10 protein-coding genes are annotated in these 12,554 nt (G+C 70.9%); 6 read left to right on the top strand and 4 right to left on the bottom strand.

What is annotated here, in order from left to right; translation table 11 throughout:
• The 3 genes from ACFYQ5_RS20385 to ACFYQ5_RS20375 are packed head-to-tail and all read right to left on the bottom strand — an operon-like array spanning window position 1 to window position 4,126.
• On the bottom strand, window positions 1-1,272 hold the full coding sequence (locus ACFYQ5_RS20385; protein WP_389199224.1) for an FAD-dependent oxidoreductase: 1,272 nt from the start codon (window positions 1,270-1,272) through the stop codon (window positions 1-3).
• Entirely contained in the window at window positions 1,269-2,696 is a 1,428-nt protein-coding gene (locus ACFYQ5_RS20380; RefSeq protein WP_389199222.1) for an FAD-dependent oxidoreductase, read from the bottom strand. The genes ACFYQ5_RS20385 and ACFYQ5_RS20380 overlap by 4 nt, the downstream gene beginning before the upstream one ends.
• Window positions 2,693-4,126, bottom strand: a complete 1,434-nt coding sequence (locus ACFYQ5_RS20375) for an FGGY family carbohydrate kinase (RefSeq protein ID WP_389199220.1) — start codon at window positions 4,124-4,126, stop codon at window positions 2,693-2,695. Before ACFYQ5_RS20375 ends, ACFYQ5_RS20380 begins: the two co-directional genes overlap by 4 nt.
• Window positions 4,127-4,499: 373 nt before the next feature.
• Between ACFYQ5_RS20375 and ACFYQ5_RS20370 the strand changes: the two genes are divergently transcribed.
• Window positions 4,500-5,516, top strand: a complete 1,017-nt coding sequence (locus tag ACFYQ5_RS20370; protein WP_389199219.1) for a hypothetical protein — start codon at window positions 4,500-4,502, stop codon at window positions 5,514-5,516.
• Between the two features lie 61 nt (window positions 5,517-5,577).
• Entirely contained in the window at window positions 5,578-7,107 is a 1,530-nt protein-coding gene (locus ACFYQ5_RS20365) for an amino acid permease (RefSeq protein WP_389199217.1), read from the top strand.
• Window positions 7,108-7,129: 22 nt separating this feature from the next.
• Here the strand turns inward: ACFYQ5_RS20365 and ACFYQ5_RS20360 are convergent, their stop codons facing one another.
• Entirely contained in the window at window positions 7,130-7,894 is a 765-nt protein-coding gene (locus ACFYQ5_RS20360) for a sulfite exporter TauE/SafE family protein (RefSeq protein ID WP_389199215.1), read from the bottom strand.
• Between the two features lie 147 nt (window positions 7,895-8,041).
• On the opposite strand from ACFYQ5_RS20360, the gene ACFYQ5_RS20355 reads away from it, so the two are divergent.
• From ACFYQ5_RS20355 to ACFYQ5_RS20340, 4 genes are all read left to right on the top strand, one after another.
• Window positions 8,042-9,163 (top strand): substrate-binding domain-containing protein, encoded by a 1,122-nt coding sequence (locus ACFYQ5_RS20355; RefSeq protein ID WP_389199213.1) that lies wholly within the window; start codon window positions 8,042-8,044, stop codon window positions 9,161-9,163.
• A gap of 102 nt (window positions 9,164-9,265) precedes the next feature.
• Window positions 9,266-10,633, top strand: coding sequence for an ABC transporter substrate-binding protein (locus ACFYQ5_RS20350; RefSeq protein WP_389199211.1), 1,368 nt, complete (start codon window positions 9,266-9,268; stop codon window positions 10,631-10,633).
• Between the two features lie 43 nt (window positions 10,634-10,676).
• The gene (locus ACFYQ5_RS20345) at window positions 10,677-11,678 is read left to right on the top strand and encodes a carbohydrate ABC transporter permease (RefSeq protein ID WP_389199210.1); all 1,002 of its coding nucleotides are present in this window, start codon (window positions 10,677-10,679) and stop codon (window positions 11,676-11,678) included.
• Entirely contained in the window at window positions 11,675-12,550 is an 876-nt protein-coding gene (locus tag ACFYQ5_RS20340) for a carbohydrate ABC transporter permease (RefSeq protein ID WP_389199208.1), read from the top strand. Before ACFYQ5_RS20345 ends, ACFYQ5_RS20340 begins: the two co-directional genes overlap by 4 nt.
• The last annotated feature ends 4 nt before the right edge of the window (window positions 12,551-12,554 follow it).

The following is a 12,554-nucleotide window of genomic DNA, read 5'->3' as shown; positions in this document are numbered from 1 at the left end:
TCACACCGCGGTGATCCGTACGGAGGTGCCGTCCGGGTCGACCCGGTCGAGCCAGTCGGCCGCCAGGCGGAAGGGCCTGCCCGGAACGGCAGGCAACAGCATCCGCTGCCGGTGGAGTTCGCGCCCGTCCTGCGCGACGACGAGCAGCGGCCGGGCCAGCCGCCGCGCGGTGCGCAGCACGAACCGGTTCTCCAGGGGGCGCGCTCCGTCGGGCCCCGTCACGTTCGGGGCGATCCAGCGCAGGGGCTCGTCGAGGACCAGTGGTCGTCCGCCTCCGGCGGGTTCCTCCGTACCTGCCAGCCGGTGCAGTACGGGTACGGCCACGGCTCGGCCCTCCTGGGCGGCGGACCCCGCGCGCTCGACGGCGTGCAGCAGATTTCCGGCGGCGAAGACGCCCGGCCGCGAGGTGCGGTACGCGGAGTCGTACGCGGGTCCCCGGGTGCCGGGGTCGAGGATGATGCCACCGCGTCGGGCCAGTTCGTGGTCGGGGATGAAGTCCCCGGTCAGGATGACGGTGTCGCAGCGCAGCGTGGTGGTCCTGCCGTCGTCGTGGCGCAGCGCCACCCCGGACACCCGGGTCCTGCCGGTGAGGCCGGTCACCGTGGCGCCGGTCAGCAGCGGAGGGTGCCGGCTCCGCGTGCGGAAGAGGCGGGACGGCTGGTCGGTGACCACGGCGACGACTTGGACACCGGCGGCGCGCAGGGTGGCGACCGCCGCGTGGCTGACGGGCTCGTTGCCGACGACGACCGCCCTGGCGCCGATGCGCTGCCCGTACAGGTGGACGGCCTGCTGGAGTTCGCCGGTGGTGTAGACACCGGGCGGCCGGGTGCCGGGGATCAGACGGGCGCTGCGCGGCCGTTCCCGGGCGCCGGTGGCGAGGACGACGGCCCTGGCGGTGATCCGTTCGGGTCCGGCGGGGCCGGTGGTCTCGACGGTGCGGGCTCCCGACCAGCCGGTGACGGTGACGCCGGTGCGCAGATCCGCGCCCGCGTCCACAGCCGCGGCCACGCTCCGCCTGGCGTAGGCGGGCCCGCTGGTCCCTGTTCGGGCGTACGTGGATCCGGTCGCCGAGGCCCAGGCGTACACGGACCGGTCGAGGCGTCCGCCGAATCCGCCGTGGTGGCAGTGCCGGGGGATTCCGCCTGCCTCCTGTTCACGTTCCAGGATCTCCACCCGGCCCGCGCCCGCGGCGGCGAGTTCGGCTCCGGCCGCGAGGCCCGCGGGGCCCCCGCCGACGATCAGGACGTCGACCTCGCGTGCGTTCCCGGTCATGGTCGCGCCTCCTCGAAGAGGGCGCGGACGGCCGCGCCGCAGTAGAAGCCCTGGCAGCGGCCGCCGCGGGCACGGGTGCGGCGCCGCAGGCCGTCCAGGGAGTGCGGCGGGATCGTCGCGGTCAGCGCGTCCCGGATCTCTCCCCGGGTGACCTGTTCGCAGTGGCAGACGAGGGTGCCGTACTCCGGGTCCTCCGCGATCAGGGCGGCACTCCGGTAGGGCCGGGGGAAGGCCTCGCCGAGGCTGGGCATCGTGAGGGGCGGGAGTGCGTGTGGCTCGGCGAGGTCCAGGCCGGTGGCCGCGAGCAGGTCCATGACGTGGTGGCCGATCGCCATGGACGCGGTGAGACCGGTGGAACGGATGCCGCCCACGGCGACGTAGCGCAGGCCGGGGTACTCCTGGATGCGGTAGTCCTCCTGGCCGGTGGCGGCGCGCAGGCCCGCGTAGACGGCGGTGACCTCCTCGTCGAGGAGAGCGGGCACGATCCGGCGCCCCTTCTCGCGGAGCAGGTGCAGTCCGTCAGCGGTCGACGCGGTGTCGGTCTTGTCGTCGAGCTCCTCGGCGGTGGGGCCGAGGAGGACGTTGCCGAACACGGTCGGGGCGACCAGGACGCCTTTGCCCGCCGGGCCGGGGACCGGCAGGAGGATGTGGCCGACCAGTTCGCGGGCGAGCTTGTCGAAGACGACGAGCTGTCCGCGGCGCGGGGTCACGGAGAACACGTCGTGGCCGAGGAGCCGGTCGATCTCGTCGGCGTACAGTCCGGCGGCGTTGACCAGGTAGCGGGTGCGCAGCGGGCCGCGCGAGGTGGTGAGCGTGTGGCCGTCGGCGTCGCCGGCGATGTCCTGCACCCGGCAGTTCAGGTGGAGGTGGACGCCTGCCCGCACGGCCTGGGTGGCGAAGGCGAGCGGGGTGGTCCAGGGGCAGATGATGCTCTCGTCGGGGACTTCGAGCGCGCCGAGCGCACCGGGTCCCAGGTGCGGTTCACGGGCCCGCAGTTCGTCCGCGTCGATGAGGCGGGACGCGTGGTAGCCGTTACGTTCGGCCTTGGCCCGCAGCCGGGGCAGCGCGGCGAGCTGGTCCTCGTCCCAGGCCACGAGGAGAGCGCCGACCCGCTCGACGGGGATGCCGGTCTCGGCCGCGTAGGCGGCGAGGAGTTCCTGTCCCTCGCGCACGAGACGGGCCTCCAGCGAACCGGGTACGGCGTCGAATCCGGTGTGCAGGATGGCGGTGTTGGCCTTCGACGTGCCGTTGCCGATGTCGTCGGCGGCGTCGATCAGGGCGGTGCGGAGGCGGTAGCGGGCCAGTTCGCGGGCGATGGCCGCGCCCACGACGCCGGCCCCGATGACGGTGACGTCGTACGTGTTCTCGTTCTCCGCGCCCTTCTCCGAGGGCAGGGGGCCGGCCGTGGTGAGGGTGACGGTCATGTGCGCTCCAGCAGGCTGTCCACCGCGGCGCGGAAGCACGCGAGGCGCTCCGACGCCTCCTCGGGGCCGATCCGTGGTTCGTACACGGCGGAGGGCCGCCACTCGGGGATCGCCCCGCTCGTCGGCAGCTGCGGGTCGAGCCCGAGTCGGGCCACCACGCCGGCGCCGAGCGCGGTCAGATCCGGCAGCGCCGACACCTCGACCGGCCGTTGCAGCAGGTCCGCCTGGGTCTGCATGAGCAAGGAGGAGCGGGTCAGGCCGCCGTCGACCCGTAGTGCGGTCAGCGGGGTGCCCTGGTCGGACGCGACGGCGTCGGCCAGGGCGACGACCTGCGCGGCGATGCCCTCGCAGAGGGCGCGGACCAGGTGGCCCGCGGTGGTGTCGAGGCCGAGGCCGGTCAGCGAGCCCCGCAGGTCGCCGCGCCACCAGGGAGCGGCGAGGCCGGCGAGCGCGGGGACGAAGGTGACTCCGCCGGTGCCGTGGACCGAGGCGCCCACCGCGTCGAGGTCGGCTGCTCCGGAGATCACCCCGAGGTCGGTGAGCCAGCGCACGGCCGAGGCCGCCGTGTAGACCTGTCCGTCGAGGCAGTAGTCCGTCTGGCCGCCGAGACGCCAGGCGACACAGCTGACCAGGCCGGTGGAGCCGGTGCTGGGCCGTGGGCCGGTCTGGGCGAGGAGGAACGCCCCCGTGCCGTAGGTGCATTTGGCCTGGCCGGGTTCCAGCGCGCCCTGCGCCAGCAAGGCGGCCTGCTGGTCGACGAGGAGGCCGGTCAGGGGGGCTTCGCTCCCGAACGCGGTGGTGGTGCCCACCGGTCCGGCGCAGTCGACGACGGTGGGCAGCCGCTCGTCGGACAGGCCGAAGATCTCCAGGGCGGCGGGCGACCAGCCGACGTCGTGGAGGCCGAGCAACTGGGTGCGTCCCGCGGTGGCGGCGTCGGTGACGAAGGCTCCGGTCAGCTGGTGGACCAGCCAGGAGTCACTGGTGGTCACGACGCCTTCCCGGGTCAGCTCACGGCGTACCCACGCCATCTTGGGGGCGGCGAAGTACGGATCGAGGGGCAGCCCGGTGAGCCGCTTCAGCTCGTCCCCGTGTGCGGCGAGACCGTCACAGATTCCTTCCGCGCGCCGGTCCTGCCACACCACGGCGTCGGTGAGTGGCCGGCCGGTCGCGGGGTCCCAGGCCAGCACCGTCTCCCCCTGGTTGGCCAGGCCGACGGCCGTCACGGGTTCTGCGGCCTCCGCCACCGCCTGCCGGCCGGCGTCGAGGACCGACCCGACCAGCTCGGCCGGATCGGCCTCCACGAGGCCTCCGGCGCCGTACCACGGGCGCACCGGCGCGGAACCGGAACCGATCACGCCCCGTTCGGGGCAGATCACCAGCGCCTTGGTTCCGGAGGTCCCCTGGTCGATGGCGAGTACCGGTCCTGTCATCGACGCTCCAGCCGTGCGGACCGCCCGGACCCGGGCGGAATCGTGATCATCTGGTCCCTGCGCCCACAGTCATGCAGTCCATGCCCCGCGTCAACCCTCTTCAGAACATCCCGTCCGGAGCGCTCGACAGAGATCAACGTCCGGTGGACGGGAGCTACTTGAATAAGATCCGCAGAGTCACCGGAAGGTGGGCGCGCGGCGCTCTACACTCACCGCCCAGTGGACAACCGGACGATGACCACCGGTAGTTCACGGTCGAACAGCCCAGCCCCCCACGTTCCTTGAGGATTCATGCCGAGAAGAACCTGCGCCGTGCCGCTGTGCCCGGCTTTCCGCCCCACCCTCCACGCGTGTTCAGGGTCGGGGCGCGTACATGACTACCGGTGATTTCCGGCCGGTCTACCACCCCGCGGGGCACGACCACGCGTTACGTGTGGCGCTGCAGGATCTGCGTACCGGCCGTTGGCTCGCCATGCGGGATCTGCTGGAGAGCACACCGGACTGGGCGCTGTGGACCCAGCGGACCCAGGTCCTCGCGGCCGTGGCGGCGGGCTCCGACACGGTGCACGCCTGGCTCGCCGAGGAGCCGCGGAGTGTGGCGGCCACGGTGATGCGCGCCCGGGTGACCGTGGAACGGGCCGTCCGTGCCCATCGGGAGAGCCACCCGAGCGCGCAGAAGCTGTGGCAGGAGGCGTGGGAGGGATGCCGCTCGGCCGCGCACGCCTCGCCTGGGGACCCGGTGCCCTGGGTCTGTCTCCTCGCACTGTCCCAGCTCGACGAGGGACAGCGTCTGGAGGAGCACCGACTGCTGCCGCCCGGTCCGATGCTGTTCCCCGGGCCGTGGGGACTGCTGGCGGAGGCGGACAGACGCGATCCGTTCAATCGCGAGGCGTATCACCGGATGCTGCAGTTCGTCTATGCGAGGCAGGCGAACGGCACGCTCTCGGAGGCGGTCAACTTCGTCCAGTGGGCTGCCTCTTCCGCTCCGGAGGGCTCCGCGCTCCATGTACTGCCCCTGTACGTCCGGGTGGAGCGCTACCGCCGCGAACACGGCAACGAGCGGGCACTGGATCTGCACTGGGTCACCGAGGACGGTGAGCGCGACGCCCTGCGCGCCCTGCGCGTCTGGTTCACCGGGGCGGCCCCGGCTGCCCGGTCCCTGCTCGATCTCAACCATCTGGCCCACGCGTTGTGGGGTTCGCTCCGGTTCTGCGACGCCGCACCGGTGTTCCGGGCGATGGGCCCGTACTACACGTCACTCCCTTGGGCCCATCGCACCCGCGCCCGCACCGGGCAGGACCAGGCCGGTGCCGAGGACGTGTTCCTGCGGGCCCGGAGCCGCTGCCTGACCGCCGGGCACGAGCCCGGCAGGGAACCACCGCACGGCTGACCGCCGGCCCCGCCCCGCGCACTTCCGCGTAACCCCCGTCCCCCACCTGGAGGTCATCGCCATGTCCATATCCGCCTCGACCCCGTCGAGCACGGAGCCCGCACCGCAGAAGGACGAAGAGCAGCGGCTGCGTGAGCTCGGTTATCAGCCGGTACTGGCACGCCGCATGGGCGGCTTCGGTAACTTCGCGATCAGTTTCTCCGTCATCTCGATCCTCTCCGGCTGTATGACGCTGTACGGATTCGGCATGTCGACCGGCGGCCCGTCCGTGATGCTCTGGGGCTGGGTGGGTGTCGGCCTGTTCGTGCTCTGCGTGGGCATGGCCCTGGCCGAGGTCACCAGCGCGTATCCGACGTCGGGTGCCCTCTACTACATGGCCGACCGGCTCGGCGGCCGTAAATGGGGCTGGTACACCGGGTGGTTGAATCTGCTGGGTCTGCTGGGCGCGATCGCCGGCATCGACTACGGGGCGGCGCTGTTCACCGGCGCCCTGCTCAATCTGCAGTGGGGGTTCGATCCCACCCCCGGATCAACCATGGTGATCTTCCTCTGCATCCTGCTGCTGCACGCCGTGCTGAACCTGTTCGGTGTGCGCCTGGTCAGTGTGCTCAACTCGATCAGTGTCTGGTGGCATCTGGCCGGTGTCGCCGTGATCGTGACGGTGCTGGCGATCGTGCCCGCGAACCACCAGTCGCCGTCGTTCGTCTTCACCGAGTTCGTCAACGACACGGGCTGGGAGAATCCGCTCTATGTCGCGGCGATCGGGCTGCTGCTGGCGCAGTACACCTTCTGCGGTTACGACGCCTCCGCCCATCTGTCCGAGGAGACGTCCAACGCGTCGGTGACGGCGGCCAAGGGCATCGTCCGGGCGATCTGGGTCTCCTGGATCGCGGGTTTCGTCCTGCTGGCCGGGCTGACCTTCGCCATCCAGGACTACGCGGGTACGCAGAACAGCGCCACCGGGGTTCCGCCCGCCCAGATCCTGATCGACGCGCTGGGCACGGCGGGCGCCACCGCCATGCTGCTGATCGTCATCGCGGCGCAGCTGTTCTGCGGCAACGCCGAGGTCGCCGCCGCGAGCCGGATGGTCTTCGCGTTCAGCCGCGACAACGCTCTGCCTGGTTCCGCGCTCTGGCGCAAGGTGAGCGCGCGCACCCAGACCCCGGTGCCCGCCGTGTGGCTGTCGGTCTGTGTCGCCGCGCTGCTGGCGGTGCCGTCGCTCTACTCCGCGACCGCGTACGGCGCGGTGACGGCGATCAACGTCATCGGGATCACTCCGGCGTACGCCATCCCGATCTATCTGAAGCTGCGCGCCGGTGACCGCTTCGAGCGCGGTCCCTGGCATCTGGGCCGCTGGTCCAAGCCGATCGGCTGGATCGCCGTGGTCTGGGTGGCCGTCGTGACCGTGCTGTTCCTGCTGCCGCAGTCCTCGCCGGTGACGATCGACTCGATGAACTACGCGTCGGTCGCCCTGGTCGTCGTCCTGGTCCTGGCCACGGTGTGGTGGTTCGTCGCGCGCCGCACGTACAGCACTCCGTCCGCGTACGGGAACGCCCGTGAGCAGGCGGAGATCGCCGAGGGCATCGTCTGACAGCACCTCCCGCAGGCGGTCTTCAGAGCAGCAGCTGGAGGCCGCCCAGGACGGTGGCTCCGATCACGATCCGGTCGAAGACCTTCTGGTTGATCCGGCCGACACAGGCGCGGCCCAGGTAGGCGCCGGGGACGACGAACAGGACCAGGACGGCGTCCAGCAGCAGCGACTGCGCGTCGATGAGGCCGAGTCCCACGCTGAAGGGCACCTTGGAGGTGTTGACGATCAGGAAGAACCACGCCGACGTCCCGAGGAAGCTCAGCTTGCGGAAGCCCGCCGACAGCAGGTAGAGCGACATCACGGGGCCGCCCGCGTTGGCGACCATGGTGGTGAATCCGCCGAGCGCCCCGTACGAACGGGCCTTCAGGCGCCCACCGCGCGAGGGTTCGTCCGTGTCCGCCCCTTCCGGTGACGGCTGGGGGCGTTCCCGTCGGCGCCAGAGGGTGACGCCGGCCATGAAGAGCAGAATCGCGCCGATCGAGGTGCGTACGGCGTCGTCGTCGGCCCACATCATGAAGACGGTGCCCGCCACCACGCCCACGGCGACGGCGGGGAAGAGCCGCAGCAGGGTCGGCCAGTGGGCGTGACGGCGGTAGACCAGCACGGCGAGGATGTCGCCCGCGATCAGGATCGGGAGCAGCACACCGGTCGATTCGCGGGCCGGGAGCACGGCCGCGAAGACCGCGAGGCTGATCGTATTGGCACCGCTGACCGCCGTCTTGGAGAAGCCGACGAGCGTGGATGCCGCCGCGAGCGCGGCCAGTTGCCAGAGTGTGATGGTGTCCATTCCGGTTCAGATGGTAGACACATCTTCCTTCCGGCGGATCGTCGTTCCGTCTGGTGACCGCCCTGGAGCGCGCATCCCTCGTTATGCTGCGATCGCTCATGAGAACGTTCAAACGAACATCGCACTGCGGTAGGCAAGGGGGCCAGCATGCGGGAGCCGGTCGAGTTGAGGCGCAAGCGCATTCTCGCGGTGGTGCACGCGCGCGGCGCCGTCAAGGTGAGCACGCTCGCCGCCGAGCTGGACGTCTCGGCGGTCACGCTCCGGCGGGACGTGGAGGAGCTGGCCAGGACGGGGATGCTGCGGCGCGGGCACGGGGTGGTCCGGCCGATAGGAGACACCGGCCGGACAACGGCGGTGCCGGCCGCCCGGAGCGGAGAGCCGGCCGGCGACGGGGCCGCGATCGCCCTGGTCGTCCCGGAGCGGCATTCCTATCTCTACGAGACCCTCTACGGGGCCAGGACCGCCCTGGAGGAGGCCGGGATACGCATCACCCTGCACATCGCCCCGCAGATAGCGGGGGCCGAACGGCCGCAGGTGGAACGGGCACTGGCCGCCGGCGTGCGCGGTCTGCTGATCGCCCCCCGCTGGCGCAGCGTCACCGGTGAGGAGGCGGACTACGGCTGGCTCGCCGAGGTGGGCGTGCCGACGGTCCTGATGGAGCGACGCCCCCGGCCCGGCAGCGCGCTGCACGCCATGGACTCCGTGTGCTCCGACCACTGGTACGGGATCCACCTCGCCGTGGACCATCTGATCTCACTCGGCCACCGCCGGCTCGTGCTGGCCGCGAGGAACGACAGCCCGACGGCGCGCTCCATCCGGGCCGCGTTCACCGAGATCGCCGCCTCCCGCCCCGAGGTGGAGGACTGGTCGGTGGTACTCAGTTCCCCGGACGCGGGCCCCGGGGGGCCCGGCACCGTGGAGGAGGTCCCCGACCTCGCCGTGCTCCTGCGTGAGCGGGGCGTCACCGGCGCGATCCTGCACGGGGACCAGGAAGCCCTGATGCTGGTCCAGCGGCTGACGGAGAGCGGCATCCGGGTACCGCGGGACTGCTCCGTGGTGGCGTACGACGATGTCGTCGCCGCGCTGGGCAGCACGGCCCTCACCGCGGTCGCGCCGCCGAGAGCCGAGATCGGACGGGCGGCGGCCGAGCTTCTCATGCACCGGCTGGCCCATCCCGTCGGCACGACCGGCCCGGTGCGCCGAGTGGCACTGTTGCCCGGCCTCGAAGTGCGTGGATCGACCAGGGGGGCGGCCCGCCCGACCAACTGATCGTTTGAACACTTCAAGCTTCTTTTGATCGATCTATTGACCGCTATCGATCAGCCGATCAGTATTCCCCGTGTCTCGAATCAGGAGCCGCGGGAGGCGCACATGCCTGGTCGACAGAGCCGTCGATCCGTGCTCGCCACGATCGCCGCACTGCCTCTGACAGGCGCGCTCAGCGCCTGCGGAGGTGGTGGCGGAGACACACGATCGGGCGGTACGAGCAGTACCGGAAAGACTGTGAGCAGCAGGACCGGCAGGAAGACACAGATCACCTTCTGGTCGGCCCTGCGGGGCAGTCAGGAGGTCGTGGACGCGTTCAACCGCGGCCACGACACCATTCAGGTCGATTACCAGCAGGTCCCCTCGGGGACCCAGGGCGGTTACGCCAAGCTCAGCAGCGCGGCCCGGGCCGGCAACGCCCCGGATGTCGCGACTCTCGAATACCCCCAGGTCCCCGGCTTCGCCATCGACGGGGTCTGCCGCGACATCACGGACCTGGTCGGCGAAGGACTGCGCGCCAAACTGCTGCCGCAGGCCCTGGGTCTGACCACCTTCGAGAAGCGTGTGTTCAGCGTCCCCCTCGACATAGAACCGATGGTGCTGCACTACCGCACCGACCTCTTCGAGCGGTACGGGCTGGCCGTCCCGCGTACCTGGGAGGACTTCGAGGACGCGGCGAGGGCCGTACGCCGCAAGGGCGGTGACCGCCGGATGGCGCTCTTCCCGACGGACGGCGACACCCATCTCGCCGCGTTCGCCTGGCAGGCGGGTGCCCAGTGGTTCGACACGGCGGGCGGCGCCTGGAACGTCTCGCTCGCCGACGCGCCCACCCGTCGCGTGTCCGCCTTCTGGCAGAGGCTGACCGACGAGGACCTGGTCTTCATGAACGCGGTGGAGAGCCGGCACAGCGATGTCCAGATCGGCAACGGCCTGGTACTCAGCCGGCTCAGCGGAGCGTGGGACGCCGGTGCGCAGATGAAGGCCCGTCCGGGCCAGAAGGGCCAGTGGGCGCTCGCGCCGCTCCCTCAGTGGGATCCGGCCGATCCCGGTGTCGGGACCCATGGCGGTTCGACCTTCGCGGTCACGAAGGACAGTGCGCACCCGGAGGCCGCGATGGAGTTCATCGAGTGGCAGGTCTCGCATCCGGACGCCCTCCGGGCCCGGCTCTCCAGCGGCGCGAGCAGCCAGTACCCCGCCGCTCCCGGGCTGGTCGAGGTGGGACGCAAGGCCTTCGCGCGCGCCTACTACGGCGGTCAGGACATCTACACCCTCTTCGAGCAGGAGGCCCACAAGGTCCGTCCGGGCTGGGTCTGGGGCCCCCGGATGACGGCCACCGGCAAGCTCATGAAGGACGGACTGGCACGGGCGAGCGGAGGCCGGGGTTCCATCCTCGGAGCGGTCCGGGCTGCGCAGGAGGGCACGATGCCCGACCTCAAGGCGCTCGGCCTCTCCACCACCCAGCACTCCACCTGACCGGCGACCGCCGTTCCCAGCAGCAGAGAGGCAGGTGACACCCATGACCAGCGCCACCCCCGTATCCGTCCCGGCGGACGCCCCCGCGCGGCCGTCACCCAGGAATCCGGCCGACGCCGCTCCGGCGCCCACGGCCCGCAAGTCCGCCCGACGGCGTGAACTCGGCGCCTGCGGCGTCCTGATGACGCCGTTCTTCGTCCTCCTGGTGACCGTCTTCCTGATCCCGGTCGCCACCGCCCTCCATCTGAGCTTCTTCAGCGACGACCAGCCCGGACTCGGCTTCGGCCCGGAGCGGACGGTCTTCGCGGGGCTCCGCAACTACACCGCCGTACTGACGGACCCGACCTTCCTCGGCGGTCTCGGCGTCGTCGCCCTGTACTGCCTCGTCTACATCCCGCTGATGGTGATCGGCGCCCTGGCGCTGGCGCTGCTGCTGGACTCCGGCGTGGTCCGCCTGCGGGGCACCGTCCAGCTCGCGCTCTTCCTGCCGCACGCGGTGCCCGGCATCATCGCGGCCCTGATCTGGCTGTACCTGTACACCCCCGGCATCAGTCCGGTCATCGACCTGCTCGGCAGGGCGGACATCACCATCGACTTCCTCGGGGTGCACACGGTGCTCCCGTCCATCGTGAACATCGCGCTGTGGAGCAACCTCGGCTACAACATGGTCGTGTTCTACGCCGCCCTTCAGGCGGTCCCCCGCGAGGTGATCGAGGCGTCGGTCGTCGACGGCGCGGGCCCCGTCCGCACGGCCCTCCAGGTCAAGGCGCCGCTCGTGCGCTCGTCGATCGTGATGGTCGCCATGTTCACCCTCATCTTCGCGCTCCAGCTCTTCACCGAGCCGATGCTGCTCAGCCAGTCGACCCCGATGATCAACTCGCGCTTCTCGCCCAGCATGTACATCTACGACGCCGCCTTCACCCGCAACAACTACGGGCTCGCCGCAGCCGCGTCGGTCATCCTGCTTCTCTGCACGATCGCCCTCTCCTACGGCGTCACCCGCTGGACCAACCGCGCCGACGCCACCGAGGGGGCCGCCCGATGAGCGCGTCGACCGCATCACGCACCGCGTCCCCCCTGCGACCCCGGCTCCTCGGGCGCTCGGTCGTCAATCTGGTGGTCTTCGTCTCGGTGCTGTACACCCTGCTGCCGGTGCTGTGGCTCGTGCTCGCCTCGACGAAGGACAGAGACGCCCTGTTCAGCAGCGACCTCCTGTCACTGAACGGCTTCTCCTTCGTCCAGAACGTGAAGGAACTCTTCGCCATGGACGGCGGGCTGTACGGCCGCTGGTACGGCAACAGCCTGCTGTACGCGGTGCTCGGCGCGGCCCTCGGCGCGCTGATCAGCATCGCCTGCGGCTACGCCTTCGACAAGTACCGCTTCGCCCACAAGGAGAAGCTGTTCGGCCTGGTGCTGGCCGCCGTCATGGTGCCGCAGACCGTGCTCGCCCTGCCGCTCTACCTGATGGCCTCCGGCACCGGTCTGGTGAACACCTTCTGGGCCGTCTTCATCCCCGTCCTGTTCAATCCGTTCGGGGTCTATCTCGGCCGGATCTTCAGCCAGGGGTACGTGCCCGACGAGGTGCTCGAGGCCGCGCGGATGGACGGCGCGGGCGAACTGACCGCCTATTTCCGGGTGGCGCTCCGCATGCTGGGGCCGGGACTGGTCACCATCTTCCTCTTCCAGCTCACGGCCATCTGGAACAACTTCTTCCTGCCCATGGTGATGCTGTCCGACCAGGACCTGTATCCGGTCAGCCTCGGCCTGTACTCCTGGAACAGCGCCGCGTCCGTATCTCCCGAGTACTACCCCGTCGTCGTCGTGGGCTCGCTGCTCGCGGTGGTGCCCCTGATCCTCGCCTTCGCCCTGCTCCAGCGCTTCTGGCGGTCGGGGCTGACTGCGGGCGCCGTCAAGTAGCCGG

Source organism: Streptomyces sp. NPDC005794, from assembly GCF_042871445.1.
Lineage (GTDB): Bacteria > Actinomycetota > Actinomycetes > Streptomycetales > Streptomycetaceae > Streptomyces.
The sequence above is the reverse complement of the archived record's forward strand: the minus strand, read 5'-3'. Positions and strand labels throughout refer to the sequence as shown.

Coding starts and splice junctions, on each gene's coding strand:
- ACFYQ5_RS20385 (WP_389199224.1), bottom strand. CDS start 1,272: ATGACCGGGAACGCACGCGAGGTCGACGTCCTGATCGTCGGCGGGGGC.
- ACFYQ5_RS20380 (WP_389199222.1), bottom strand. CDS start 2,696: ATGACCGTCACCCTCACCACGGCCGGCCCCCTGCCCTCGGAGAAGGGC.
- ACFYQ5_RS20375 (WP_389199220.1), bottom strand. CDS start 4,126: ATGACAGGACCGGTACTCGCCATCGACCAGGGGACCTCCGGAACCAAG.
- ACFYQ5_RS20370 (WP_389199219.1), top strand. CDS start 4,500: ATGACTACCGGTGATTTCCGGCCGGTCTACCACCCCGCGGGGCACGAC.
- ACFYQ5_RS20365 (WP_389199217.1), top strand. CDS start 5,578: ATGTCCATATCCGCCTCGACCCCGTCGAGCACGGAGCCCGCACCGCAG.
- ACFYQ5_RS20360 (WP_389199215.1), bottom strand. CDS start 7,894: ATGGACACCATCACACTCTGGCAACTGGCCGCGCTCGCGGCGGCATCC.
- ACFYQ5_RS20355 (WP_389199213.1), top strand. CDS start 8,042: ATGCGGGAGCCGGTCGAGTTGAGGCGCAAGCGCATTCTCGCGGTGGTG.
- ACFYQ5_RS20350 (WP_389199211.1), top strand. CDS start 9,266: ATGCCTGGTCGACAGAGCCGTCGATCCGTGCTCGCCACGATCGCCGCA.
- ACFYQ5_RS20345 (WP_389199210.1), top strand. CDS start 10,677: ATGACCAGCGCCACCCCCGTATCCGTCCCGGCGGACGCCCCCGCGCGG.
- ACFYQ5_RS20340 (WP_389199208.1), top strand. CDS start 11,675: ATGAGCGCGTCGACCGCATCACGCACCGCGTCCCCCCTGCGACCCCGG.